We start from the raw sequence: 24,643 nt of genomic DNA, 5'->3' as shown, positions 1-24,643 counted from the left end.
TGAAAGCTACAGTTTTGACTCTTCCGTCGATCATTTCATTTGAAGGGTCACGCTTGTGATTTCAACGCGCCGCTCATCTCTTGCAGGATGGCAAGTGCTGCCTCTCTCGGCGCGGCCGCTTCGACGATGGGGCGACCGACGACGAGATGACTGGACCCGGCCGACAAAGCATCCGCAGGTGTCATGACGCGTTTCTGGTCTCCCTTGGCACTGCCCGCCGGACGTATGCCGGGCGTGACGATCGCCATGTCAGGACCAAGGATTTTGCGGGCGGCCGATGATTCCTCGGCCGAGCAGACAATGCCGCCCATCCCCGCCAGGCGCGCCTGTTCCGCCCTGCGAAGCACAAGCGCATGCGGATCATGCTGGTAGCCGGCCTCCGCGACATCCGTGGCATCCATCGACGTCAGCACCGTAACGCCCAGGAGACACAGGCCGGAACCCTGTGCCGCCTCGACTGCCGCTTTCATGGCTTTCGGGTAGGCATGGAGTGTGAGCATCGACATTCCCATCCTGACGATGTTCTCGACGCCCTTGGCGACCGTGTTGTCGATATCGAGCAGCTTCATGTCGAGAAAGACCTTCTTGCCGTCGGCTGCCAGATCGCGGGCGAGTTCCAGCCCGCCGGCAAAGACCAGCTGATAGCCGATCTTGTAGAGCAGCACGTCGTCCCCAAGTGTTTTGACGATCGCCTCCGCCTCGCCGGTGGTCGGGACATCAAGGCCAACGATCAGCCGGTCGCGTGCGGTCGCAGTCATTTTTGCCATCCTTTAAAGAGCTCAAACGGCTCCCAGTCGCATGCCGCCGAAAGGCGCGCAAGGAAAAACGGCGATGCCGCGCCACCGCGTCTCTCAATGCGCCTTGCGATAAACCCACAATTGCGCAGGCGGGATGTTGCGTACAACGAAATCGAAATGGGAAATCTGGTAGCGGTCCGGCATGGCGACGACGGGCGACAGAGGGCCATAGGAAATTTGCATCACGGGCCGGCCGACGGGAATCCGGGCCAGGAGATTTTGGATCAGCGAGACCCTGGCATGCATGGGAAAGTTGAGCAGCGGAACAGCGGAAATAACGCAGTCGAACTGCTTTTGCCTGTCGGGACCGAGCGTCTTGTCGAGATCGAAGGCATCGCCATTGACGAAATCGACGCCTGGGTAGGTCCTGACGAGATGCTGGAAAAAATCGGTGGAATACTCGACGGAAACCAGCTTCTTCGGCTCGATGCCTGTCTGGAGGATCGCTTTGGTGATGACGCCGGTGCCGGGTCCGAGTTCCAGAACAGGCAGTCCCGAATCCGGATTGATGACACTGGCCATGCGGCGGGCAGTGATCCCGGAGGTCGGTACAATGGCACCGACAGCCTTCATATTGCTTTTCCAGCCCCTAAAGAAACGGATTTCCTCATCAAACTTCTTGCCGAACCGCTCTTTCAGACGAAAATTCATGCATATCTCCACCATAGGTCGCAGACGCCTGAAGCATCACGTCATGTGATCTCATCGGGTGAGACGACGCGACTATTTGAGCCCTGACTATGCGACGCTCGATGCGACAAAAACAAGTCTTTTCGCGTCATTGACTGCGTTCGCCGGGCAGAACATGGCGACCGAAGCGCGCGATCAGACCGCTTGCATCAACCGTGCACGTGATTTCTTGAAGGTTGTCGAGATCGGCGCAAACGAGCGCGATGGAATGCTCGCGCGGAAAATCGACGAATTCCGGCGTTCGGGAACTCTCCTGTCGGATCGACGGCATGCCGCACCCGCACAACGCCGTCGCTCCGAAGCCAGGTCCACCCGAGACATGGCTGTCACGGGCTTCTGCTAGCGCCCCGGCATCTTGTTCCGAGTGTGAGAAAGGCTGAAAAAGTCTTATTCGGCTTAAGCTCTGGCCGGGGCCAGCAGCCGTAACACGCGCCTTTGATCTCAAACGACGGAAGCGAGGCGATACATAAGCAAGACCAACCTTTTGGCGCAGCCTCTCAGGGGTAGAGTGCGCCCCGCCGCTCAGGATAGTTTCAATCGGACGCGCAGGGAACAAACGACAGCGGCCCGAGATCGTTCCGGCTGTCACGCGACGTGCTATCTGGCGCAGCTAGACCCGCATCGGCATCAGAACGTAGAGCGCGTCATCGCCTGCCATGTCGCGCACCAGTGTCGGCGAGCCGGCATCGGCCAGCATGAAGACGGCCTCGGAGCCCGAAAGTTGGGCGGTGATATCGAGCAGATATTTTGCATTGAAGCCGATTTCCAGCGGATCGCTATCGTAGCCGACGGCAAGCTCTTCCGTTGCGCTGCCCGAATCCGGATTGTTGACCGTCAGGGTCAATTGCCCGTCGGAGAGAGCAAGCTTGACAGCACGGCCCCGTTCCGAGGAAATCGTCGAGACACGATCGACAGCCTGCGCAAAGGACTGGCAGTCGATCTTCAACTCGCGGTCGTTGTTGGCCGGGATCACACGCTGGTAATCCGGGAAGGTGCCGTCGATCAGCTTGGAAGTCATGATGATCGAACCGATGGTCAGGCGTATCTTGGCGTCGGAGACTTCGACGGTGACGACGACATCGGGATTATCGACGAGCTTCTGCAATTCACTGACGGTCTTGCGCGGGATGATGATGCCCGGCATGCCCTCCGAACCGGAGGGCGCTTCGAGATCGGCGCGGGCAAGGCGGTGGCCGTCAGTCGCGACGGCACGCAGCTTCAGCTGGCCTTTGCTTTCGATCGTGTGGATATAGATGCCGTTCAGATAATAACGGGTTTCCTCTGTCGAGATCGCAAACTGTGTGCGATCGATCAGCATCTTGAGGTCGGTCGCCTTCATGCGGAATGTGTGGGTGAAGACGCCGGCGGTCAGGTCCGGGAAATCCGATTGCGGCAGGCACTGCAGCGAGAATTTCGAGCGGCCGGACTGCACCGTCATGGCAGTCCCTTCGGCATTGGTGGCAAGCGCCACTTCCGAACCATCCGGCAGCTTCCGCACGATGTCATACAACAGATGCGCCGGCACCGTCGTTGCGCCCGCAACCTCAACCTGGGCCGGCGTCGCCTCGGTGATTTCGAGATCGAGATCGGTCGCCTTCATTTCGAGGCTTGCACCGTCGGAGCGCAGAAGCACGTTCGAGAGGATCGGAATGGTGTTGCGCCGCTCGACCACGCGATGGACGTGGTTCAGCGACTTCAGAAGATTGGACCGCTCGAGAGTAATGCGCATGGGATGCTACCGCTTTCAACCATCGCCGGATGTGTTCCGGCGTCTAATTTTGGACTGCTTTTTGGCTGCAGAGATGTGGACGCGCAAAATGGCAGAAAGACGCCGGGAAATGCAAGGCCTATCGCGGGGGATGGGGGATGATTGTGGATGGGGTCGGGTGGTCGTCCCCAGTATCGCGTCGCGAGTTGTATCGTGGGTTATGGGTGGTGGATGCGGCAAAAGCCCTCCGCCCAACGGCTTTCGGTATCGCCACAAAGTCGTATCGTAGATCAGGCTGTCTGCATCTCGATATGAGTTAAATGCGAATGCTACCGTAAAGCGTAAAGCAAAGCGCAATTCAAAACATTCATGAAAGCATTTGAGTCGCTCGATGGATTCCTTCTGCCTTGGAGTTTAGCCTGAGACACTCCTTCGCTGGCTTATTTGAACGGTACTTCTAATGTCTCTTCTCAATGTGAATGCAACGCACCCAATCACTCTGCCGGACGGCACACTCTATCACGACACCGTCTACCTGAAGAACGTCATCAGTCATCCGCGCATGGAGATTGGCGAATACAGCTATTTCACCCATTCCGGTAAGCCGGAGAACACTGCTGAAATACTTGCCCCCTACCTGGGTCACAGTGTCCGCGAACTGCTGGTCATCGGCAAGTTTGTGCAGATCGCTCGGGGAAGTTATTTCATAACTAGTTCTGCCAACCATCCAATGACGGGCTTTTCAACCTACCCTTTCCGCATCTTCAGACCCGAGACTTTTGGCTACAGAGACCTACCCGTGAAAGATACAATTGTCGGGCACGATGTGTGGATTGGCCATAATGCAGCCATCATGCCGGGTGTTCAAATCGGTGTAGGCGCAATCGTTGCCGCAGGATCGGTCGTTGCCCGTGACGTTCCAGCTTACGCCGTCGTTGGAGGAAACCCGGCCACGGTCATCCGAATGCGCTACCCCGCGGAGATAATCAGCGAGCTTCTCGATATTGCTTGGTGGGATTGGCCCGTTGAAAAAATCGAGGCGAACTTGATTTTCCTTGAGACGGGTGACCTTGCTGCCCTTAAACGGGTTTGACAACCAGGCAATCCCAGTTCTTGCCGTGGCATATTAATACCGCTCGGCCCAAATAGCCGTCTTGCTGCTTCAATGCTTCTGTCGACTTGCCCCACATCCAACGCGTCAGCCCTTGTCCCCACTGTACCACTCCCCCATAAAGGCAAGCCAAAACACACGGAAAGACACCACAGTGGAAAACCAAGCATCGGGCGAGGCACAGACGGGCGAGCGGCAGAAAACCTATCGCCTGCACAACGCCACCATTCCTGCCCGCCCGCTGGAGCCGGCGCTCTATCTGGTGGCCACCCCGATCGGCAATCTGTCCGATATCACCCTGCGCGCGCTGGAGACCTTGGCCGGTGCCGATGTGCTGGCCTGCGAGGATACGCGCGTGACCCGCGTGCTGCTCGATCGCTACGGCATCGTCAACCGGCCCTATGCCTATCACGAACACAATGCCAACGAAGCCGGGCCGAAGCTGTTGGCGGCGCTCGATGCCGGCAAGTCGGTGGCGCTGGTGTCGGATGCCGGCACGCCGCTGGTCTCGGATCCCGGCTACCGGCTCGGGCAGATCGCGATTGCGGCTGGCCACCGGGTCGTGCCGATCCCCGGGGCATCCGCGCCACTGGCAGCGCTGGTCGGTTCCGGCCTGTCGAACGATGCCTTCTTCTTTGCCGGCTTCCTGCCGTCCAAGGACAAGGCGCGACGCGACCGGCTGCGCGAGCTGTCTCTCGTGCCGGCAACGCTGATCTTCTTTGAATCGCCGCACAGGATTGCGGCGACGATTACGGCTGCGGCCGACGAACTCGGCCCGGACCGCCGTGCTTCGGTCTGCCGGGAACTGACCAAGACCTTCGAGGAGTTTCGTCGCGGCACGCTTAGAGAATTGAAAGCCTTCTACGACGAGGGCGCGACGGTAAAAGGCGAGATCGTGCTGGTGATTGCGCCGCCGGACGCGCCGGCAGCCCCCGATCCGATCGATGTCGATGCTATTCTGGTGAAGCTCGTCAAGGATATGCCAACCGGCAAGGCCGCAACCGAAGCGGCGAAACAGACTGGCCTCAACCGCAAGGACCTTTACGACCGCCTTCTGGAGTTGAAGGGACGCGATGAAGCGTGAGGCGCCTGACAGGAAGCGGCTGAAGGCACTGCGGCGCGGCGCGTTGGCCGAATATCGGGCGGCAGCGGCCCTGCTTCTCATGGGCTACCGCATCGTCGGCTTCCGCTACCGCACCAAGCTCGGCGAGATCGACATCATCGCCCGCAAGGGAGACCTGATCGCCTGTGTCGAGGTCAAGGCCCGCGCCACGCTGGACCAGTCGGTCTTTGCCGTTTCGGACCTTACCCAACAACGCATTCGCGCTGCAAGCGATCTCTGGCTGGCGCGTCAGCCGGATTTCGCGCGCCTTTCGGTTCGCTACGATATTATCGCCGTGCTGCCCTGGCGTTGGCCCCGGCACCTGAAGGATGCATTCTGACGATCTCCCTCACGATCATCTCCGGGAATTGTAATTCAACTGACACAAAAGCTTGGTCCAAGCGTCACAAACCTCGCCTATTCGACGGTCCACCATCTCATCCCAACTGGTGAAAAGGACTCGTCATGATCCAGAAGCTCATTCTTGCCGCCGCCGCGCTGGCGCTTTCCGCAACCACCTCGCTCGCTGCCACCGAAATCACCTGGTGGCATGCCATGGGCGGCGAACTCGGACAGAAGCTCGAGGAGGTCGCCAAAACCTTCAACGCCAGCCAGAGCGATTATGTCGTCACGCCGGTCTACAAGGGCACCTATCCGGAAACCCTGACAGCCGCAATCGCCGCCTTCCGCGCCAACCAGCAGCCGGCCATCGTCCAGGTCTTCGAAGTCGGCACCGGCACCATGATGGCCGCCAAGGGCGCCGTCTATCCCGTTTACAAGCTGATGGCCGATCAGGGCGAGCCCTTCGACACGAAATCCTTCCTGACGCCGGTGACCGGCTACTATTCCGATACGGACGGCAACATCCTGTCGTTCCCGTTCAACTCCTCCACGCCGATCATGTACTACAACAAGGACGTCTTCAAGAAAGCCGGTCTCGACCCGGAAGTCGCGCCGAAGACATGGGCCGAAGTTGAAGAATTCTCGAAAAAGATTGTCTCTTCCGGCGCTGCAAAATGCGGTTTCACGTCGGCCTGGATCACCTGGGTTCAAACCGAGAACCTGTCGGCCATCCATGACAAGCCCTTCGGTTCGCTCGACAACGGCTTTGGCGGCTTCGATACGGAATTTGAATTCAACGGCCCGCTGCAGGTCAAGCATTGGGCAAACCTGAAGACGTGGTCGGACGAGGGCCTGTTCCAGTATGGCGGTCCGGTTGGTGGCGATGATGCCGCGACCAAGTTCTATGCCCAGGAATGCGCGATCACGATGAATTCGTCGGCTGGCCGCGCCGGTGTGATCAAGAACGCCAAGGACTTCACCCCGGGTTTCGCCCAGCTTCCCTATTATAAAGACGAAATCCAGGAGCCGAAGAACTCGATCATCGGCGGCGCCACACTGTGGGTGCTGAATGGCAAGGACGATGCGACCTACAAGGGCGTCGCGAAGTTCTTCAGCTATCTGTCGAAGCCGGAGGTCCAGGCCGACTGGCACCAGTATACCGGCTACCTGCCGATCACCAATGCCGCTTACGAACTGGGCCAGAGCCAGGGCTACTACGAAAAGAACCCGGGCTCGGACATCGCGATCAAGCAGATCACCCGCGGCACGCCGTCGGCCAATTCCAAGGGCGTGCGCTTCGGCAACTTCACCCAGGTCCGCAAGGTCGTGGACGAAGAGTTCCAGGCGCTGCTGTCCGGCACGAAGGACGCCCAGCAGGCACTCGATTCCGCCGTCACACGCGGCAACGACCTGCTGCGCGAGTTCCAGGCCGCCAACTGACGCCTGACGCGTTTGAGAGAGAGGGCCGCCAGCCGGCCCTCTCTTCGCATTTCAGCCTGCGGGAATACCATGGAAACCAAGCGTTCCACCTTCAACAACCGGCTTTTACCCTATCTGCTGCTCGCGCCGCAGCTGATCATCACGCTGGTGTTCTTCATCTGGCCGGCCGGGCAGGCCATCAAATCCTCGTTCGAGCGCGAAGACCCCTTCGGCATGTCAACGGTCTTCGTTGGCCTGACCCATTACAAACGGCTGTTTCTCGACCCGAACTATCTGCAATCGCTGATGACCACGGCCGTCTTCGCCGTTTCCGTCACGGTGATCTCCATGGGGCTTGGCCTGCTCTTTGCTGTGGCCGTCGATCGACTTGCCCGCTCGGCCAAGGTCTATACGACGCTGCTCGTCTGGCCTTACGCCGTCGCCCCCGTCATTGCCGGCATCCTGTGGTTCTTCCTGTTCAACAACACGACGGGGATCCTGCCCTATTACCTGGCATCGCTCGGCATTCGCTGGGATCACACTCTCAATCCCACCCATGCAATGATCCTTCTGATCATCGCTGCCGCCTGGAAGCAGATTTCCTACAATTTCCTGTTCTTTCTCGCCGGACTGCAATCCGTGCCGCAATCGCTAATGGAGGCCGCCGCCATCGATGGCTCTGGTCCGATCAAGCGGTTCTTCACGATCTCCCTGCCGCTGCTGTCGCCGACGACGTTTTTCCTGTTCATCATCAATGTGAACTACACCATGTTCGACACGTTCAGCATCGTCGACGCGACCACGCAGGGCGGACCGGCGCAGTCCACCAATATTCTGGTCTACAAGGTCTACCAGGACGGCTATCTCGGTCTCAATCTCGGCTCTTCGGCAGCCCAGTCCGTCGTGCTGATGCTGATCGTCGTGGTCCTCACAGTCATCCAGTTCCGCTTCGTGGAACGCCGCGTGCAGTACTGAGGAGCACACCATGGTCGAAAACCGTCCCTTCCTGACCTTTCTCACCCACGCCTTCCTGATATCAGGCTTTCTGATCGTGGCGTTTCCGGTCTATGTCGCGATCGTGGCGTCAACCCATGACGCCCAGACGCTGATGAGCAGCGCCGTGCCGCTTTTGCCGGGCAGCCATTTTCTGGAAAATTACACGGCCATCTTCACCAATGTCTCGGCTGCAAACGGACTGCCATCCTTCCCGCTGATGGCGATGAACTCGCTGATCATGGCGCTCGTCATCACCTTTGGAAAGATCGCGATCTCTATCCTGTCCGCCTTCGCGATCGTCTATTTCCGCTTTCCCCTCCGGCTCCTGGCGTTCTGGATCATCTTCATCACGCTGATGCTGCCGGTCGAGGTGCGCATCATGCCGACCTACAAGATCGTCGCCGATCTCGGCATGCTGAACTCCTGGGCCGGTCTCACCATTCCGCTGATCGCATCGGCAACGGCAACCTTCCTCTTTCGCCAGTTCTTCATGACCGTGCCGGAAGAAATGCTCGAAGCGTCGCGTGTCGATGGCGCCGGGCCGATGAAGTTCTTCCGCGATATCCTCCTGCCGCTCAGCCAGACCAACATCGCGGCGCTGTTCGTCATCCTCTTCATCTATGGCTGGATCCAGTATCTCTGGCCGGTGCTCGTCACCACGGACCTCGGCTACTACACGCTGATGATGGGCATGAAGCGGATGGTGGCCGTGCAGGACGGCGAAATCCAGTGGAACCTCGTGATGGCCGGTGCGGTGCTCGCCATGCTGCCCCCGGTCGCGATTGTCATGCTGATGCAGCGGCTGTTCATCCGCGGCCTCACCGAAACGGAGAAATGACCATGGCCGGCATCGAAATCGCCAATGTTTCCAAGATCTATGCAGGCGGCGTCAAAGCGGTCGACACGGTGTCCATCAACGTCGCCGATGGCGAGTTCATCGTGCTCGTCGGCCCATCCGGCTGCGGCAAGTCCACGCTGCTGCGCATGGTCGCCGGCCTGGAAACGATCAGCGAAGGCACCGTCTCGATCGGAGGACAGGTGGTCAACACCAAGGAGCCTGCCGACCGCGACATCGCCATGGTCTTCCAGAATTATGCGCTCTATCCGCATATGACCGTCTATAATAATCTGGCCTACGGTTTGAAAAATCGCGGCACGCCGAAAGCCGAAATCGACGCCCGCGTGGCGGAAGCCGCCCGTATGCTGGAGATCGAGACTTTTCTCGACCGCAAGCCCCGCGCCCTGTCCGGGGGCCAGCGCCAGCGTGTTGCCATGGGCCGCGCGATCGTGCGCAAGCCGGCCGCCTTCCTGTTCGACGAGCCGCTGTCCAACCTCGACGCCAAGCTGCGCGTGTCCATGCGCGGCGAAATCAAACAGTTGCAGAAGCGCCTCGGCACGACCTCGCTCTATGTCACCCACGACCAGCTCGAAGCCATGACGCTCGCTGATCGGCTGGTTGTCCTGAACGGCGGAAAGATTGAACAGATCGGCCGCCCGCTGGAAGTCTACCACACACCCGCCTCCACCTTCGTTGCCTCCTTCATCGGCTCGCCTGCGATGAACCTTCTGAAGGCGACGCGCGAGGGCACGCAACTTCACATCGGCAGTCAGATGGTCGCGCTCGGCCGGGTTCCCGGCTGCCCGGGACCTGTGACGGTCGGCCTTCGCGCCGAGGATCTGAAGATCGCTGGTGCCGACGGTCCATCGGTAATCCTGAAGGTGGACTATGTCGAGGAACTCGGTGCGCAACGTCTTGTTCACGGCAAAGTGGATGGCAAGAAACTAACGGCTGCGCTGTCGCCGGCGATCGAGATCGGCGAAACCCTTCGCCTTGGCTTTTCGCTCGACAGCCTGCACTTTTTCGACCCGGATACGGGCAAGCGCCTGAGCCAGCCTTTCGCGTCCGCACCGGACCAACACACGACCGCCGCCTCGCAACGCGCGCTCCTGGAGACGGTCGCTTCGTAACAGGGGATCAGTCGGCCTTAGCCCCGACTCCCTTGCCTAAGCCCAGCCCGCATTCTACATGTGGCGGGCTTTGCGAATGAGGAAAGAAAACATGGCGAACATCGTGAACGTCGCGATCCAGATGGATCACGTCTCGGGTATCAATATCGCGGGCGACTCGACTTTCGCCATGAGCCTCGAAGCGCAGGCGCGCGGCTACAAATTGTTTCACTACACGCCAGGCCAGCTTTCCCTTCGCGATGGCAAGGTTTTCGCCACAGTTCAGCCGATGACGCTGCGCGATGTGAAAGGCGATCACTATAAGCTGGGCGAGGCAGAGCGCATCGACCTGTCGACTATGGATGTCGTGCTTCTCCGCCAGGATCCGCCCTTCGATATGTCCTATATCACCTCGACCCACCTGCTGGAGCGCATCCACCCGAAGACGCTTGTTGTCAACGATCCTGCCTGGGTGCGCAATTCGCCGGAAAAGATCTTCGTCACCGAATTTCCTGACCTGATGCCGAAGACCCTGATTACCCGCGACCCCGCCGAGATCGCCAGTTTCCGCGCCGAGATGGGCGACATCATCCTGAAACCGCTCTACGGCAACGGGGGCGCCGGCGTCTTTCACTCGACCCGCGACGACCGCAATATGTCTTCCTTGCTGGAAATGTTCGGACAGATGTTTCGCGAGCCCTTCATCGCGCAGGAATATCTGCCGGCGGTCCGCAAGGGCGACAAACGCATCATCCTGATCGACGGCGAGCCGGTCGGCGCGATCAACCGCGTGCCGGCGGAGCATGACGCGCGCTCCAACATGCACGCCGGGGGAACGCCGATGCCGACGGAACTGACCACGCGGGAAAAGGAGATCTGCGCCCGCATCGGCCCGGCGCTTCGGGAACGCGGCTTCCTGCTTGTCGGTATCGACGTGATCGGCGACGTCATGACCGAAATCAACGTCACCTCGCCGACGGGCATCCGCGAAGTCAAGAAGTTCGGTGGCGCCGACATCGCCGCGCTGCTCTGGGATGCCATCGAACGCAAACGCAGCTAAGGACCTGTCCGGGCCAGGCAGGCCTGCAACCGCTCTGTGTTCACGGTTGTTCTGCTTCGTTCGCAAAATGCAACCTGCTGCAACCCTGCCAATCATAAAGCGCGTATTCGTTCGATAATTGTTCTTGTTTTATTCCCGAAACCGTGCAAGATTTTCTCGTGCAACCCGAGCGGTTGTGGCCACAGGGCATGGCGCTCTGCCGCGGCAAGAGGGGCAATCATGGTCGCGCGTGTCAGTACGGTTGCGTTTCAGGGGATAGAGGGCCTACCGGTCGACGTTCAGGTGATGATTGCACCCGGCAAGGTCGGAATGCAGATTGTCGGTCTGCCGGACAAGGCCGTCGCCGAAAGTCGGGAGCGCGTTCAGGCGGCATTGCACGCGTCCGGATTGTCTCTTCCAGCCAAGAAGGTCACGGTCAACCTGGCCCCTGCGGATCTCCCGAAAGAGGGCAGTCATTTCGATCTTGCCATAGCGCTCGGCCTGATGGCGGCGCTGGGTGCCATCCCCGCGGACGCTCTGGGCGGTTACGTGGTGATCGGCGAGCTTAATCTCGATGGCACCATTGCAGCCGTTGCCGGTGCGCTGCCGGCCGCCATCGGCGCCAATTCCCTTGGCAAAGGTCTGATCTGCCCGTCTGACAGCGGCGCGGAAGCCGCCTGGGCGGGTGCGGAGATCGACATTCTGGCGCCGCGCAGCCTGATTGCGCTGGCCAATCATTTTCGCGGGACGCAAGTCCTGTCCCGTCCGGAACCGGCCATTCGTGCGACGCCCGCCAACATGCCCGATCTTGCCGATATCAAGGGACAGGAAAGCGCCAAGCGGGCGCTTGAAGTCGCAGCTGCCGGAAATCACAACCTGCTGATGGTTGGACCGCCAGGCTCCGGGAAATCGATGCTCGCCGCCCGCCTGCCCTCCATTTTGCCGCCGCTGTCGCCGTCCGAACTGCTCGAAGTCTCGATGATCCATTCCATCGCCGGACAACTCCCGGGCGGCAAGCTGTCGGACCGGCGCCCGTTCCGGACACCGCATCATTCGGCGACAATGGCAGCAATGATCGGCGGCGGATTGCGTGCCAAGCCGGGCGAGGCCTCGCTCGCCCATAATGGCGTTCTCTTTCTCGATGAGTTTCCGGAGTTCACGCCGCAGGTTCTGGACGCGCTGCGCCAGCCGCTCGAAACCGCTGAATGTATCATCGCCCGCGCCAACCACCGCGTCACCTATCCGGCCGCCATCCAGCTCGTGGCGGCGATGAATCCCTGCCGCTGCGGCATGGCAGGCGAGCCGGGCCATAGCTGCGCCCGCGGACCGCGCTGCGTTGCCGATTATCAGGGCCGTATCTCCGGCCCGCTGATGGACCGGATCGACATCCGTATCGACGTGCCTTCCGTCAGTGCCGCAGACCTTATTCGTCCCGCGCCGGCCGAACCGAGCGCCGTCGTCGCCCGGCGGGTTGCCCGTGCCCGTGAGATCCAGATTGATCGGTTCATTGCCTTCGGCATGCCGCAGATCCTGAGCAATGCCCGATGCTCGACCGCCATGATCGAAAAGATTGCCGATCTCGATACAGGCGGTCTGCAGTTGCTTAGGGACGCTGCGGAAAAGATGAAATTTTCCGCTCGCGGTTATCACCGCATCCTGAAGGTTGCGCGCACGCTCGCCGATCTCGACGAGAAGACCACCGTCGGGCGTATCCATCTGGCGGAAGCGATTTCCTACCGGATTGCCGGCGAGCGGCTGACGGCGGCGGCGTGATGAACGCCGGGACAGGTTATCCCGGCGACCCGCGTGCTTTACCGAGCTGGGGGTCCGCGAAAGCTCAGCCGCCCAGGCCTTCAAAAAGAGCTGTCGAAAGATAGCGCTCGGCAAAGGATGGAATGATCACGACGATGGTCTTGCCTTCGTTTTCCGGCCGCTGGCCGACCTTGATGGCAGCCTTCAGGGCCGCGCCCGATGAAATCCCGACCGGTACTCCTTCCAGACGCGCCACGTGGCGGGCCGTTTCGATGGCTTCGGCGCTGGAAACCGTGACCACCTCGTCATAGATCGTGGTGTCGAGAATGGCCGGCGCAAAACCGGCGCCGATCCCCTGGATCTTGTGGGGTCCGGGCGCGCCGCCCGAGAGAACCGGAGATTCCTCAGGCTCGACGGCAATCACCTTGATCGAAGGCTTACGACCCTTGAGCACCTGCCCGGCACCGGTGATCGTGCCTCCGGTGCCAATGCCGGAGACGAGGATATCGATGGTGCCGTCCGTGTCGTTCCAGATTTCCTCGGCCGTCGTCTTGCGGTGGATTTCGGGATTGGCCGGATTTTCGAATTGCTGGGGAATAATGGCGTCGGGCAGGGCGGCGGCCAGTTCCTCGGCCTTGGCGATGGCGCCTTTCATTCCCTTCGGGCCTTCGGTGAGAACGAGTTCCGCGCCGAGCAGTGCAAGCATCTTGCGCCGCTCGACCGACATGGTTTCCGGCATGGTGAGGATCAGCTTGTATCCCTTGGCGGCGGCGGCGAAGGCAAGCGCGATGCCGGTATTGCCGGAGGTCGGCTCGATTAGGGTAGTGCTGCCGGGCGTGATCTTGCCCTGCGCTTCCAGCGATTCGATCATCGCGACGCCGATGCGGTCCTTGACGGAGGCGATCGGATTGAAGAATTCCAGCTTTGCGAGGAGATGCGCCTTGACGTCATGTTCCTTCGCCAGCTTGTCGAGGCGAACGATCGGCGTATCGCCGATGGTCTCCGTGATAGAAGAATAGACGCGGCCGCGGCCGGGCTTGCGCTGATCTGACATGGTGCTCTCCCTTTCCAGTTGCCGTCAGGATAGGATCAAAGCCGCAAGCTTGCCAGAGCGCCGTTCTCCGGCTGCCTGCGCTACCCGGAAAAATCTGTCGCGGAACCGGCCTGCGAAGGACGATTTTTCCGGGTAGCGCGGGGCGGCGATTTGGGCTGCGTTTGCGACCAGTCTTTCCGTCAATTCATTGATCGTGCCTGCGGCCGGTTCCATGGTGGAAGCCGTCGCCGACCATGTTTCAGCTGGCCTGATGTTTCACCCGGCGAGAGAAGGTCCAGCCGAATGTCATGCCCGCCGCCGCGATCAGGATTGAAGCGGAGCCGAGGAGCTGCACCGGTTGCAGTTGGTGGCCAAATGCGATGCGGTCGACCGCAAGGGCGGCGACAGGATAGATGAAGGAAAGCGCCCCCGTCAGATGCGTCGGAAGCTTCTGGATCGCGCTGTAGAGCAGACTATACATCAGCCCGGTATGAACAGCGCCCATGGCGACCAGCAAGGCCCATTGATAGGCCGTGTCCGGCAGGCCGGAGGCGCCGGCGAAGGGCGCCAGCATCAGAAGGCCGGTAACCACCTGAATCAGCGCAATGAGATGCGGCGGCGTGCCCTTCAGTCGTTTGGCGACCAGGGCTGCAAGCGCATAGAAAAATGCCGCGGCCAAAGCCATGGCAATTCCCGTCAGATAGTCGCTGCCGCTGATATCGCCGGCCGGTTTCGCGTCGATGATCGCGACCATGCCGGCAAAGGCGACGCCGAGCCAGGCAAGCTTCGCGGCGGTAATCTTCTCCCCGAAGAACAATCCCCCGATGGCCAGCAGCATGAAGGGCTGCGTGTTATAGACCATTGTCGCAATCGAAATCGACGACCGCGCATAGGCGCCGAACAAAAGCAGCCAGTTGACGACGATGGCGACGCCACCGAGAGCGGCGAAGCCCAGCAACCGCCATGTGAGCAGACCGGCGCGAAAATGGCCGAGACAAGCGCAGACGATCAGAAGCGACAGAGCCCCGAACAGGCACCGCCACAGCACGACGTCGATTACGGGTTGCCCCGACATCAGCACGAACCATCCGATCGTGCCTGAAATCAGCATGGCAGCCGTCATCTCGATGCCGCCGGTTCTGATATCCTTTTCCATATTGTTCCCTCAATTTGAACCAGATGAGAGAATAATCCGGCGTGACGGCTAGATATATGGATTTTGGAAGGCAAACCCGTTATCTTCCCTCATCATGGAAGGCAAATTGAAGAAATTTCCTTGTGGAGGCTTGCTTGCTTGACGATCTCGACCGCCGCCTACTCGACCTTCTTTCCGTCAATGCGCGCATCTCGCTGAAGGACCTTGCGCAGGAAGCCGGTCTTTCCTCGCCCAGCACCGCCGATCGGTTGCGGCGTCTGGAAGACCGCGGCATCATCACGGGCTTCACCATCGGTATCAACCCGGCGGCGCTCGGCTATGGACTTCAGGCGATCGTTCGGGTGCGCCCGATGCCCGGCATGCTCCATATCGTTGAAAAAATGATCCAGGAGACGCCTGAATTTGTGGAGTGCGACAAGGTCACCGGCGACGACTGCTTCATCGCCAAACTGCTGGTGAGGGACATGGAACAGCTGGACACCATTCTCGACCGTATCGCCGAGCGAGCCCAGACCAATACGTCCATCATCAAATCATCGCCGGTAAAGCGCCGATTGCCGCCCTTGACCCTTGGCCGGTAGGCGATCTGAAGTCCTGATCGGGACACCACACAGGCCTGGTGAGGCCACTATCCCCGCTAAACGCCCGTCGAGCCGAACCCGCCGGCACCGCGCTGAGTTTCGCCAACCGCCGCAACTTCGCGGACACAAACCTGCGTCACGGGCGCTATCACCATCTGGGCGATGCGCATGCCGCGCTCGATGACGAAATCCTCGTCACCAAGATTGACCAGCATAACCTTCACCTCGCCCCGATAATCGCTGTCGATCGTGCCTGGCGTGTTGAGGCAGGTAATGCCGTGCTTGAAAGCCAACCCCGAACGCGGGCGAATCTGCGCTTCATAGCCGGCCGGAATCTCGAAGATGAAGCCTGTCGGGACCAATGCCCGCTTGCCGGGCCCAAGCAACAGCGGCCGATCGGCCGGGACCGCCGCCCGGACATCCATGCCGGCTGCGCCTGCGGTCTCGTAGGCAGGAAGATCGATGCCTTCTGCGTTCGGCAGGCGAACAAGGCGGAGGTCGGGGCGTGTCTGCGATGGATGGGTCATGCCTCTCCTTAGCAATTCAAGCCGCGGCCCAGTCAATGCGAATTGCAAGTTATCCACGGCTCCGCTACATACGCGGCAATTCACAGGATTGACATCATGGCCGAAAGTCTCGCCGAGGCGGTATCCCGCCGCCGCACCTTTGCTATTATCGCACATCCGGACGCGGGCAAGACAACCTTGACCGAAAAACTGCTTTTGTTCGGCGGCGCGATCCAGCTTGCCGGCGAGGTGAAGGCAAAGAAAGACAGGATCCAGACGCGCTCCGACTGGATGAAGATCGAGCGCGAGCGCGGCATTTCGGTCGTCACGTCGGTGATGACCTTCGAGTACGGCGGCAATGTCTTCAATATTCTCGACACGCCCGGGCACGAAGATTTTGCCGACGACACCTATCGGACACTGACGGCCGTGGATGCGGCGGTCATGGTCATCGATGCTGCCAAGGGCATCGAGCCGCGGACATTGAAGCTGTTCGAAGTCTGCCGCATGCGCGATATCCCGATCATTACCTTCATCAACAAAATGGACCGCGAAAGCCGCGATCCCTTCGAAATTCTCGATGAAGTCGAGGAAAAGCTAGCGCTCGATTGCGCGCCGATCACCTGGCCGATCGGCCGGTCGAAATCCTTCTGCGGCTCCTACTATCTCGCCGAGAATTCGGTGCGCGGCAACGACACGCAGGTCGAGGCGCTGAAGGTCAACGGTCCGCAGGCTGTCGCCGATCGCCTGCCCGAGAACGAGCGCAAGACCTTCATCGATGAGACGGAACTGGCGATCGAAGCCTGCCGGCCTTTCAATCGCAAGGCCTTTCTCGAAGGCCATATGACGCCGGTCTTTTTCGGCTCAGCGCTGCGCAATTATGGTGTGCGTGACCTCATCGACGCGCTGGGCGATTTTGCGCCGCCGCCGCGCGACCAGGTGGCGGATATTCGCACGGTTCACGCCACCGACGAAAAAATGACGGCCTTCGTCTTCAAGATCCAGGCGAACATGGACCCGAACCACCGTGACCGCATCGCTTTCGCCCGCGTCTGCTCTGGCAAGCTGGAGCGCGGCATGAAGGCGCGGCTGTCGCGCACCGGCAAGCAGCTCGGCCTTAGCGCTCCGCAGTTTTTCTTTGCCTCGCAGCGCCAACTGGCGGACACCGCCTATGCGGGCGACGTCGTGGGCATTCCCAATCATGGCACGCTTAGGATCGGTGACACGTTGACCGAGGGCGAACAGCTGGTGTTCCAGGGGGTTCCCAACTTCTCGCCGGAAATCCTCCGCCGCGTGCGGCTGGAAGACGCGATGAAGGCGAAAAAGCTGAAGGAAGCGCTGCAGCAGATGGCCGAAGAAGGCGTGGTGCAGTTGTTCTCGCCCGAGGACGGGTCACCCGCCATCGTCGGCGTCGTCGGCGCGCTTCAGCTCGACGTGCTGAAAGAGCGCCTGCAATCGGAATATGGCTTGCCCGTGTCCTTCGAGGTCGCCCGTTTCTCGGTCTGCCGCTGGATTTCGGCCGACCAGCAGGCCGACCTCGACAAGTTCGTCACCGCCCGGCGCGGCGATATCGCCCGCGATCTGGATGGCGACCCGGTATTTCTGGCGCAGGATTCGTTTTCGCTGCGCTATGAGGCAGAACGCTATCCGGCCATCAAGATGGTCGCCATCAAGGAATATCACGTCGCCAAGGCGGCCTGATAGACATCCAGCGAACCGTCAACGGCGATCGACCAGCGTCAGGTCGCCGTTTTCGTCGATATCGACCCCGATGCCGATATAGCCCGGAATTTTAGGGTGTGCGGTTTCGAGCGGATGCGTATGGGTGGCAGTAATCACCATGACATCGGCGCCTGCGCCCTCTCCGGCAAGAATGCCAGCCGCGACGTCTTCGAACACGAGGCAATGTTTCGCATCGAAGCCGACCCGCTTTGCGCCAAGAAGGAAGCATTCGGGGCTGGGCTTGCCGCGCGACACGTCCTCGGCGATCACGATGAACCGGGGTTCAGGCAATCCGGCAGCAGCGATGCGCACTTTGGCGAGTTCCCGCGGCGACGAGGTAACGATTGCCCAGCGCTCTGGCGGCAGACTTTTCAAGAACTCGATAGCGCCCGGGATCGGCTTCACGCCTTCGACATCTTCGATCTCGCCCTGGCAGATGATCGCTGATTCCACTTCCGGATCGACACCCGGAAGCCCCAGCTGGCGGATCGTATCGACACCGCGCTTGCCGTGCATTGTGGGCAGGAAGGTTTCGACATCGAGACCGTGGCTCTTGGCCCAACGGCCCCAGACGCGTTCGGCAGCTTCGATCGACGTCAGGAGCGTTCCATCCATATCGAACAGGAATGCGGAATATTTCTTGCCGAAGACCGGCGACGATATGGAAGACAAGGGCAACTCCTCTAGAGATGATGCCGCCTAAGGGCGACAGCGAGATAAATCCTTCGATAGCGGATTCCCGCGCCGGTTCAAATCGATATCGGCAAAGCACGGCCGGTCTCTACGATGGGATAGCCGTTATCGGCCTCCCCGAAATGACGGTGGTGACATGGTTGGCAACGGCGTCCACGGGTCCGCGGCCGCTTGTGCGGCTTTGACAGTTCCCTGCCCTGTCCGGCCCGGCCGGTTTTCACCGGACGCCTAATCCTGATTCCGGCCCGGCAGCTTTTGCACTTCTGCGAACCAGTTCGCCGCGGAAGAACACCAGATCTGACTTTTGGGCAGAAGGGCCGCGCGTTGGCGAATATTGCCCCAGCGGATGCCGATCTCCTCCGCATCCGCGTCCGTTCCCGTCGTGTAAAGCGGTGAGCCACAGTCGCCGCAGAACATCTGGTAGCGGATGCGCCCATTGGCACCCGTCTTGACATAGGTTTTCGGCTCTCCGGACGAAATCCGGAAATTCCTGCGCGCCGCAATTGCCGTGACCCGGTAGACGCTGCCCGTCAATTGCTGGCAATCGGTGCAATGGCAGATCCCGACATCCTCCGGATCGATCACAGCCTCATAGCGCACGGCACCGCAATGGCATTGTCCGTCGATCTTCATAGTCCCCTCCCCGATTGTCAGAGGATATTAGAGCATCACACGCCGGTGAACAGGCTGCAGGTTTCTCTGGCATGAACGGCATCATGCCCGCTGACGCTTATCGGCAATGGCGATGGTCAAGGCCATGTAGCCGAACCGCATAGGCAGCTATCTGTCGAAGCCTCTTCGGCAACTTCGCCTTGCGCTCCAAAATCGCCGTCTTCAGGCTTTCGAAGTCCTGCGGTACACCGATGCTGCCTTCGGTTTCAGCCATTGAGTCGCTTTCGTTCTTGGGTAGCGCCATGCAGTTCAGGCCGCTTTCGCATCGGCCGAATAGACTATTTATTCCCTTCTCCGATTATTCCCACTCTCCCTGGCCGAGATTGCAACGGAATAGTCATTCGCCGGCGCCAGTTCCCGCGTTTGGACGCGAAAAATCTGCATCGACGCAAAAAAACGGGACCACCCTCCGGATCGTTAACGCATTTTTACCATGTTCGGCAGGATGATCGAAACAACATGGTTAATGAACCACTGCTGCGGGCCATCCTCGCGATCTGGAGTATCCTCATGTGCCGTTGGGCAGCCTATCGCGGAGAGCCGCTATATCTCGAGGAACTGGTGTCCTCGCCAGCCCATTCGCTGATCGAGCAATCCCATTGCGCCACCCGGGCCAAGACTGCCACCAACGGCGATGGTTTCGGCATTGCCTGGTACGGCGACCATCCCGAACCCGGACGGTATCGTGACATCCTGCCTGCCTGGTCCGATTGCAATCTGAAGAGCCTTGCTCGCCAGATCCGGTCCCCGCTGTTTCTGGCCCATGTCCGGGCGGCGACGGGCGGCGGCACCCGCCGCGACAACTGCCATCCCTTCGTTCACGGCCGCTGGTCCTTCATGCATAATGGGCAGATCGGCGATTTCGAGCATCTGCGCCGACCGATGGAAGCGATGCTCGACAACGATCTTTACACTGCGCGCACAGGCACGACCGACAGCGAATTGCTCTTTCTCCTGGCGATGCAATTCGGCCTGGATCAGGATCCGCTCGGTGCGATTGCCGAAACGCTTGCCTTTGTCGAAAGGCTTGCGGAGCATCTGGAGAAGAAGGTGCTCGTCCGCTTCACGGCGGCACTTTCCGACGGCCATGACCTCTATGCCGTGCGTTACGCCTCCGACTGGAAGGCACCGACGCTTTATGCAGCGCCGATGGGTCCGAGCGGCGGCTACTGTCTGGTTTCCGAACCCCTGAACGACGACGACCATACCTGGGTCGAAATCCCCGATGGCACCGCTGTTATCATCGGCGAAAACGGCATCGATGTCCGTTTGTTCGGAACCCAGGAAACGGAGCCGGGTAAAGCACGCCTTGGATCGGCTTCAGGAAAAATGTGACGCTATCAGGCGGCCGAGGCGTTCGGCCACTGCCCGCTTGTCCATGTCGGGCCAGTCTTCATCGCTCGCCTTGCCGATTATTTTCACCGTGTTGCGGTCGCCCCCCATGACGCCGGTATGGGGCGAGACATCGTTGGCAACGATATAATCGGCGCCCTTCCGCTCCAGCTTCGCCCTGCCGTTTTCGGCGACGTCCTGCGTTTCCGCTGCAAAGCCGACAACGAGTTTCGGACGCAGCGAATGATGGCCGACGGCTTTCAGGATATCCGGGTTTTCGGTGAGGACAAGCGGCGGCGGGGTTTCGCCGGGGCGCTTCTTGATCTTGTTGCCGGCCGCCGTTTCCACGCGCCAATCGGCGACGGCCGCGACCATCACGGCGATATCGGCCGGCAGGGCCGCAAGCACGGCATCGCGCATCTCCTCGGCGCGCTCAACGCGCACGACGCGGACGCCCTTCGGGTCGGCGATTGTGACTGGGCCGGACACCAGCGTCACCTCGGCGCCCAGCCGCGCCAGTTCGCCCGCAATGGCATGGCCCTGCTTGCCGGAAGAGCGGTTGGCAATGTAGCGCACCGGATCGATGGGCTCATGGGTCGGGCCGGAGGTAACGATGGCCGTCTTCCCGGCAAGCGGCTTGAGGCTGTCGTCGAGCAGGGCCTCGGCAGCGGCCACGATCTCCAGAGGTTCTGCCATCCGGCCCTCGCCCTTTTCGCCGCTTTCGGCCATTTCGCCTGAAGCAGGACCGACAAAGCGGATGCCATCGGCAGCGAGCGTCGCATGGTTGCGGCGGGTTGCGGGATGAGCCCACATCCGGGGATTCATCGCCGGTGCAACAAGAACAGGCCTGATGGTGGCAAGCAGCACGGTCGAGGCCAAATCGTCGGCAAGGCCATGCGCCATTTTCGCCATCAGGTCCGCCGTCGCGGGGGCGATAAGGACCAAGTCGCAATCACGGGCAAGGCGGATATGGCCGACGTCGTGTTCGTCTTCACGCGAGAAGAGATCGGTAAAGACCTTGTCGGCGGCGAGAGCCCCGACCGCCAGCGGCGTCACGAAAGCCTGCGCGCCCGCCGTCATCAGAGGCCGGACGGACGCCCCACGCTCTCGCAGGCGGCGGATGAGATCGAGGCTCTTATAGGCTGCGATGCCGCCGGAAATGATGAGAAGGATGCGTTTTCCCTGAAGCGTCATGGCGGCCCGTCTTGTTCCCTGTGCTGGCAAGACCGTAGCGGAGCGGCCGGTTGCGCGCAATCGGCAGCCATTTGAGCATCAATGGCCGTGATGCGTGCATTCGCCGTGGTCGGCGAGGACCTCAATAACGCGGCACTGGTCGACGCGGCCGTGCACGCATCCCTCCACCATGATCTCCAGCTCGGCTTTCAGCGCGGTGAGGCTGCGGATCCGCTGTTCCACATCGACAAGCCGCGCCCTGGCGATCGCATCCGCCGAGGCGCAGGATTGCAACGGATTGTCCTGCAGGCTGAGAAGCGTGCGGATCGCCTCGATCTCGAAACCAAGTTCGCGGGCATGGCGAATGAAGGCCAAGCGCCTGAGGTCGGACGGTTCATAGGAACGCTGATTGCCATCGCTACGGCTGGGCTGCGGCAGCAATCCTATCCCCTCATAGTAGCGGATCGTCGGCACCTTGACGCCGCTCTGGCGTGCCGCCTCGCCGATCGTGATTTTTTTCATGATTTTGCCCTTGCACCTCTAGTCGCTAGAGGATGTAGGAAAGAGGTCATGGTTTGACAAGCAAAGCGGACGGGAAGCGATCATGGCGGAGACGGCACAGACACGATATCGGGTAGAGGGCATGGATTGCGCATCCTGCGCCAGCAAGATCGACACGGCGGTCCGGCGTGTTCAGGGGGTCGAGGATGTCACGGTCTCCGTCACCGCCGGCACCATGACGGTGCGGCACGACGGGACAAGCGATCTGGCCGCCCTCGAAAAAAAGGTCAGCGGCCTCGGATATGCCGTGTCCCGTCTCAGCGGCACCATGCCGACACCGGCACCGGGCCATCAGCACCACGACTGCGGGCACGGCCATGCGCCCGGCGATCACGACCATTCGCACAAGAGTGCGGCAGGCGACGAACATAGACATGCCGACGGTGAATCGAAGGATCCTAAGCCTATCGAGGGCCTGCATGGTCACGATCACGGAGCCTCGACCGGCCCCTGGTGGAAAAGCCGCAAGGGAAAACTGACGATCCTGTCCGGTGCCGCACTGATCGCCGCCTATGCGGTTGGCCATCTGGTGCCTTCGGTTGCCTCTTACGCTTTCATTGCCGCGATGCTGATCGGGCTCGTTCCGATTGCGCGTCGCGCCGTCATGGCTGCGATGGCGGGAACGCCGTTTTCGATCGAGATGCTGATGACGATCGCCGCGCTCGGCGCGGTCGTCATCAATGCCGGCGAAGAAGCAGCCGCCGTGGTCTTCCTGTTTCTGGTCGGGGAACTTCTGGAGGGGGTCGCGGCCGGCAAGGCACGCCAGAGCATCCAGTCGCTGGCAGCGCTGGTGCCGAAGAAGGCCCTGCTTGAGGAGAACGGCCAGACACGATCGGTCCCGGCCGAAATGCTCGCCGTCGGCTCCATCATTATGGTGCGTCCCGGCGACCGCATCTCCGCGGATGGCGTGATCTTGTCGGGCGACAGTGCCATCGACCAGGCCCCCGTCACCGGTGAAAGCACGCCCGTGCGCAAGACCATCGATGACGCGGTCTTTGCCGGAACCATCAATGGTGACGCCGCCCTGCGCGTCCGCGTCACGGCGGCGGCGGCCGACAACACGATCGCCCGCATCGTCAGGCTGGTCGAGGAAGCCCAGGAATCCAAGGCGCCAACCGAGCGCTTCATCGACCGCTTCTCGCGTTACTATACGCCGGCCGTCGTGGCCGTCGGCGCGCTTGTAGCGATAGTTCCGCCGCTGTTCTTTGGCGGCAGCTGGGGCGAATGGGTCTATAAGGGCCTGGCGATCCTGTTGATCGGCTGCCCGTGCGCCCTGGTGATCTCGACCCCTGCGGCCATCGCAGCCTCGCTTTCCGCCGGCGCCCGGCGCGGGCTGCTCCTCAAAGGCGGCGCGGTACTGGAAGCTCTGGGAACCGTGACCGCCGTGGCGTTCGACAAGACCGGCACCCTGACGGAAGGTAAGCCAAAGGTCACCGATATCCTCGGCTTCGACTATCCGGAGGGCGACGTTCTGGCCATGGCCGCCGCGCTGGAGGCGGGATCAAGCCATCCTCTGGCCAGGGCGATCCTCGACAGCGCGGCCGGACTGGAAATTCCGGCTGCCACCGATTCGAAAGCCCTGGGCGGCAAGGGCGTTACGGCGACGATTGACGGAACACTGGTCTTTCTGGGCTCGCCGCAGGCGGCGAACGAGAGGGTATTGCTATCCGTCGATCAGAGCGCGCGGATCGCCGCGCTCAACGACGAAGGCAAGACCGTGTCCGTGCTGATCGTCGGCAAGACGCTGGCGGGCGCAATCGCCATGCGCGACGAGCCGCGTGCCGACGCAAAAGCTGGGCTTGCCGCCCTCACCAGCCGCGGCATCAAGATCGTGATGCTGACCGGCGACAACAGCCGCACGGCAAGCGCCATCGGCCAACAGCTCGGCATTGAGGTCAGGGCCGAATTGATGCCCGAAGACAAGCAGAAGATCGTGCTCGACCTCAAGAGCCAGGGTCTTATCGTCGCCAAGGTGGGGGACGGCATCAACGACGCGCCCGCCCTGGCAGCGGCCGATGTCGGCATCGCCATGGGCGGCGGCACGGATGTCGCGCTCGAAACCGCCGACGCTGCCGTGCTTCACGGCCGGGTCGGAGACGTTGCCGACATGATCCTCCTGTCGAAGCGCACGATGGGCAATATCCGGCAGAACATCACGATTGCACTTGGCCTGAAGGCCGTGTTCCTGGTGACAACCATTGCCGGCATCACCGGTCTGTGGCCGGCGATCCTCGCCGATACCGGCGCAACCGTGCTGGTGACCATCAACGCGCTTCGGCTTCTTGCGCCAGTGCGCAACGCGTAACGCCGG

General features: G+C 60.9%; 25 protein-coding genes and 1 pseudogene. 13 read left to right on the top strand and 13 right to left on the bottom strand.

Translation table 11 applies throughout. The features are described 5' to 3' along the window. Positions 1 to 47: 47 nt before the first annotated feature. From pyrF to dnaN, 4 genes are all read right to left on the bottom strand, one after another. Positions 48 to 758 carry an orotidine-5'-phosphate decarboxylase gene (gene pyrF / locus PY308_RS02915; protein ID WP_275787880.1) on the bottom strand — a complete coding sequence of 237 codons (711 nt, stop codon included), beginning with the start codon at positions 756 to 758 and terminating at the stop codon, positions 48 to 50. A gap of 93 nt (positions 759 to 851) precedes the next feature. After that, positions 852 to 1,448, bottom strand: coding sequence for a phospholipid N-methyltransferase PmtA (gene pmtA, locus PY308_RS02910; protein ID WP_434064192.1), 597 nt, complete (start codon positions 1,446 to 1,448; stop codon positions 852 to 854). Between the two features lie 127 nt (positions 1,449 to 1,575). Next, complete coding sequence (locus PY308_RS02905) at positions 1,576 to 1,758, bottom strand: hypothetical protein (RefSeq protein WP_275787878.1); 183 nt, start codon at positions 1,756 to 1,758, stop codon at positions 1,576 to 1,578. 339 nt (positions 1,759 to 2,097) lie between these two features. Continuing rightward, the gene (dnaN, locus tag PY308_RS02900) at positions 2,098 to 3,216 is read right to left on the bottom strand and encodes a DNA polymerase III subunit beta (protein ID WP_275787875.1); all 1,119 of its coding nucleotides are present in this window, start codon (positions 3,214 to 3,216) and stop codon (positions 2,098 to 2,100) included. 439 nt (positions 3,217 to 3,655) lie between these two features. On the opposite strand from dnaN, the gene PY308_RS02895 reads away from it, so the two are divergent. The 9 genes from PY308_RS02895 (at position 3,656) to PY308_RS02855 (ending at position 12,924) form a co-directional block, all read left to right on the top strand. Continuing rightward, positions 3,656 to 4,288 carry a CatB-related O-acetyltransferase gene (locus tag PY308_RS02895; RefSeq protein WP_275787873.1) on the top strand — a complete coding sequence of 211 codons (633 nt, stop codon included), beginning with the start codon at positions 3,656 to 3,658 and terminating at the stop codon, positions 4,286 to 4,288. A gap of 172 nt (positions 4,289 to 4,460) precedes the next feature. Beyond that, positions 4,461 to 5,390, top strand: a complete 930-nt coding sequence (rsmI, locus tag PY308_RS02890) for a 16S rRNA (cytidine(1402)-2'-O)-methyltransferase (protein WP_275787870.1) — start codon at positions 4,461 to 4,463, stop codon at positions 5,388 to 5,390. After that, the gene (locus PY308_RS02885; RefSeq protein WP_275787867.1) at positions 5,380 to 5,748 is read left to right on the top strand and encodes a YraN family protein; all 369 of its coding nucleotides are present in this window, start codon (positions 5,380 to 5,382) and stop codon (positions 5,746 to 5,748) included. Before rsmI ends, PY308_RS02885 begins: the two co-directional genes overlap by 11 nt. 125 nt (positions 5,749 to 5,873) lie before the next feature. Continuing rightward, a complete protein-coding gene (ugpB, locus tag PY308_RS02880) occupies positions 5,874 to 7,190 on the top strand; it encodes a sn-glycerol-3-phosphate ABC transporter substrate-binding protein UgpB (RefSeq protein WP_275787864.1) in 1,317 nt (438 codons plus the stop codon). Positions 7,191 to 7,259: 69 nt separating this feature from the next. Then, entirely contained in the window at positions 7,260 to 8,144 is an 885-nt protein-coding gene (ugpA, locus tag PY308_RS02875) for a sn-glycerol-3-phosphate ABC transporter permease UgpA (RefSeq protein ID WP_275787861.1), read from the top strand. 10 nt (positions 8,145 to 8,154) lie between these two features. Then, a complete protein-coding gene (gene ugpE, locus PY308_RS02870; protein WP_275787859.1) occupies positions 8,155 to 9,003 on the top strand; it encodes a sn-glycerol-3-phosphate ABC transporter permease UgpE in 849 nt (282 codons plus the stop codon). 2 nt (positions 9,004 to 9,005) lie between these two features. After that, a complete protein-coding gene (locus PY308_RS02865) occupies positions 9,006 to 10,133 on the top strand; it encodes a sn-glycerol-3-phosphate import ATP-binding protein UgpC (RefSeq protein ID WP_275787856.1) in 1,128 nt (375 codons plus the stop codon). A gap of 91 nt (positions 10,134 to 10,224) precedes the next feature. Further along, complete coding sequence (gshB, locus tag PY308_RS02860) at positions 10,225 to 11,172, top strand: glutathione synthase (protein ID WP_275787855.1); 948 nt, start codon at positions 10,225 to 10,227, stop codon at positions 11,170 to 11,172. A 219-nt stretch (positions 11,173 to 11,391) separates the two neighbouring features. Further along, positions 11,392 to 12,924: a YifB family Mg chelatase-like AAA ATPase gene (locus PY308_RS02855; RefSeq protein WP_275787852.1), complete on the top strand. Its 1,533-nt coding sequence runs from the start codon at positions 11,392 to 11,394 to the stop codon at positions 12,922 to 12,924. A gap of 64 nt (positions 12,925 to 12,988) precedes the next feature. Here the strand turns inward: PY308_RS02855 and cysK are convergent, their stop codons facing one another. From cysK to PY308_RS02840, 3 genes are read right to left on the bottom strand one after another with little or no spacing between them, the layout of a single operon-like run. Beyond that, complete coding sequence (gene cysK / locus PY308_RS02850) at positions 12,989 to 13,957, bottom strand: cysteine synthase A (protein ID WP_275787850.1); 969 nt, start codon at positions 13,955 to 13,957, stop codon at positions 12,989 to 12,991. A 24-nt stretch (positions 13,958 to 13,981) separates the two neighbouring features. After that, complete coding sequence (locus PY308_RS02845; protein ID WP_275787848.1) at positions 13,982 to 14,170, bottom strand: hypothetical protein; 189 nt, start codon at positions 14,168 to 14,170, stop codon at positions 13,982 to 13,984. 25 nt (positions 14,171 to 14,195) lie between these two features. Then, entirely contained in the window at positions 14,196 to 15,092 is an 897-nt protein-coding gene (locus PY308_RS02840) for a DMT family transporter (RefSeq protein WP_275787845.1), read from the bottom strand. Between the two features lie 134 nt (positions 15,093 to 15,226). On the opposite strand from PY308_RS02840, the gene PY308_RS02835 reads away from it, so the two are divergent. Further along, a complete protein-coding gene (locus PY308_RS02835; protein ID WP_275787842.1) occupies positions 15,227 to 15,673 on the top strand; it encodes an Lrp/AsnC family transcriptional regulator in 447 nt (148 codons plus the stop codon). Between the two features lie 56 nt (positions 15,674 to 15,729). Here the strand turns inward: PY308_RS02835 and dut are convergent, their stop codons facing one another. After that, positions 15,730 to 16,200, bottom strand: a complete 471-nt coding sequence (gene dut / locus PY308_RS02830; protein ID WP_275787839.1) for a dUTP diphosphatase — start codon at positions 16,198 to 16,200, stop codon at positions 15,730 to 15,732. Positions 16,201 to 16,296: 96 nt separating this feature from the next. Here dut and PY308_RS02825 point away from each other — a divergent pair, with 96 nt between their 5' ends. Then, on the top strand, positions 16,297 to 17,880 hold the full coding sequence (locus PY308_RS02825; protein ID WP_275787836.1) for a peptide chain release factor 3: 1,584 nt from the start codon (positions 16,297 to 16,299) through the stop codon (positions 17,878 to 17,880). Positions 17,881 to 17,898: 18 nt separating this feature from the next. Here the strand turns inward: PY308_RS02825 and PY308_RS02820 are convergent, their stop codons facing one another. The 3 genes and pseudogenes from PY308_RS02820 to PY308_RS02810 form a co-directional block, all read right to left on the bottom strand. Beyond that, entirely contained in the window at positions 17,899 to 18,573 is a 675-nt protein-coding gene (locus PY308_RS02820; RefSeq protein ID WP_275787834.1) for an HAD family hydrolase, read from the bottom strand. A gap of 249 nt (positions 18,574 to 18,822) precedes the next feature. Further along, on the bottom strand, positions 18,823 to 19,227 hold the full coding sequence (locus tag PY308_RS02815; RefSeq protein ID WP_275787832.1) for a GFA family protein: 405 nt from the start codon (positions 19,225 to 19,227) through the stop codon (positions 18,823 to 18,825). A 133-nt stretch (positions 19,228 to 19,360) separates the two neighbouring features. Then, positions 19,361 to 19,480: pseudogene (locus tag PY308_RS02810) on the bottom strand (MurR/RpiR family transcriptional regulator); the annotation flags it as partial. Between the two features lie 296 nt (positions 19,481 to 19,776). On the opposite strand from PY308_RS02810, the gene PY308_RS02805 reads away from it, so the two are divergent. Further along, positions 19,777 to 20,601, top strand: coding sequence for a class II glutamine amidotransferase (locus PY308_RS02805; protein ID WP_275790993.1), 825 nt, complete (start codon positions 19,777 to 19,779; stop codon positions 20,599 to 20,601). Here PY308_RS02805 and coaBC read toward each other — a convergent pair. Beyond that, positions 20,587 to 21,792 carry a bifunctional phosphopantothenoylcysteine decarboxylase/phosphopantothenate--cysteine ligase CoaBC gene (gene coaBC / locus PY308_RS02800; protein ID WP_275787829.1) on the bottom strand — a complete coding sequence of 402 codons (1,206 nt, stop codon included), beginning with the start codon at positions 21,790 to 21,792 and terminating at the stop codon, positions 20,587 to 20,589. The genes PY308_RS02805 and coaBC overlap by 15 nt on opposite strands. Before the next feature lie 78 nt (positions 21,793 to 21,870). Beyond that, entirely contained in the window at positions 21,871 to 22,293 is a 423-nt protein-coding gene (locus PY308_RS02795; RefSeq protein ID WP_275787826.1) for a MerR family transcriptional regulator, read from the bottom strand. A gap of 82 nt (positions 22,294 to 22,375) precedes the next feature. On the opposite strand from PY308_RS02795, the gene PY308_RS02790 reads away from it, so the two are divergent. Continuing rightward, entirely contained in the window at positions 22,376 to 24,637 is a 2,262-nt protein-coding gene (locus PY308_RS02790; RefSeq protein WP_275787824.1) for a heavy metal translocating P-type ATPase, read from the top strand. The last annotated feature ends 6 nt before the right edge of the window (positions 24,638 to 24,643 follow it).

Origin of the sequence: Pararhizobium gei (genome assembly GCF_029223885.1) — a bacterium.
Classification (GTDB): Bacteria; Pseudomonadota; Alphaproteobacteria; order Rhizobiales; family Rhizobiaceae; genus Pararhizobium; species Pararhizobium gei.
The sequence above is the reverse complement of the archived record's forward strand: the minus strand, read 5'-3'. Positions and strand labels throughout refer to the sequence as shown.

Coding starts and splice junctions, on each gene's coding strand:
- pyrF (WP_275787880.1), bottom strand. CDS start 758: ATGACTGCGACCGCACGCGACCGGCTGATCGTTGGCCTTGATGTCCCG.
- pmtA (WP_434064192.1), bottom strand. CDS start 1,448: ATGAATTTTCGTCTGAAAGAGCGGTTCGGCAAGAAGTTTGATGAGGAA.
- PY308_RS02905 (WP_275787878.1), bottom strand. CDS start 1,758: ATGCCGTCGATCCGACAGGAGAGTTCCCGAACGCCGGAATTCGTCGAT.
- dnaN (WP_275787875.1), bottom strand. CDS start 3,216: ATGCGCATTACTCTCGAGCGGTCCAATCTTCTGAAGTCGCTGAACCAC.
- PY308_RS02895 (WP_275787873.1), top strand. CDS start 3,656: ATGTCTCTTCTCAATGTGAATGCAACGCACCCAATCACTCTGCCGGAC.
- PY308_RS02885 (WP_275787867.1), top strand. CDS start 5,380: ATGAAGCGTGAGGCGCCTGACAGGAAGCGGCTGAAGGCACTGCGGCGC.
- ugpB (WP_275787864.1), top strand. CDS start 5,874: ATGATCCAGAAGCTCATTCTTGCCGCCGCCGCGCTGGCGCTTTCCGCA.
- ugpA (WP_275787861.1), top strand. CDS start 7,260: ATGGAAACCAAGCGTTCCACCTTCAACAACCGGCTTTTACCCTATCTG.
- ugpE (WP_275787859.1), top strand. CDS start 8,155: ATGGTCGAAAACCGTCCCTTCCTGACCTTTCTCACCCACGCCTTCCTG.
- PY308_RS02865 (WP_275787856.1), top strand. CDS start 9,006: ATGGCCGGCATCGAAATCGCCAATGTTTCCAAGATCTATGCAGGCGGC.
- gshB (WP_275787855.1), top strand. CDS start 10,225: ATGGCGAACATCGTGAACGTCGCGATCCAGATGGATCACGTCTCGGGT.
- PY308_RS02855 (WP_275787852.1), top strand. CDS start 11,392: ATGGTCGCGCGTGTCAGTACGGTTGCGTTTCAGGGGATAGAGGGCCTA.
- cysK (WP_275787850.1), bottom strand. CDS start 13,957: ATGTCAGATCAGCGCAAGCCCGGCCGCGGCCGCGTCTATTCTTCTATC.
- PY308_RS02845 (WP_275787848.1), bottom strand. CDS start 14,170: ATGGAACCGGCCGCAGGCACGATCAATGAATTGACGGAAAGACTGGTC.
- PY308_RS02840 (WP_275787845.1), bottom strand. CDS start 15,092: ATGGAAAAGGATATCAGAACCGGCGGCATCGAGATGACGGCTGCCATG.
- dut (WP_275787839.1), bottom strand. CDS start 16,200: ATGACCCATCCATCGCAGACACGCCCCGACCTCCGCCTTGTTCGCCTG.
- PY308_RS02825 (WP_275787836.1), top strand. CDS start 16,297: ATGGCCGAAAGTCTCGCCGAGGCGGTATCCCGCCGCCGCACCTTTGCT.
- PY308_RS02815 (WP_275787832.1), bottom strand. CDS start 19,227: ATGAAGATCGACGGACAATGCCATTGCGGTGCCGTGCGCTATGAGGCT.
- PY308_RS02805 (WP_275790993.1), top strand. CDS start 19,777: ATGTGCCGTTGGGCAGCCTATCGCGGAGAGCCGCTATATCTCGAGGAA.
- coaBC (WP_275787829.1), bottom strand. CDS start 21,792: ATGACGCTTCAGGGAAAACGCATCCTTCTCATCATTTCCGGCGGCATC.
- PY308_RS02795 (WP_275787826.1), bottom strand. CDS start 22,293: ATGAAAAAAATCACGATCGGCGAGGCGGCACGCCAGAGCGGCGTCAAG.
- PY308_RS02790 (WP_275787824.1), top strand. CDS start 22,376: ATGGCGGAGACGGCACAGACACGATATCGGGTAGAGGGCATGGATTGC.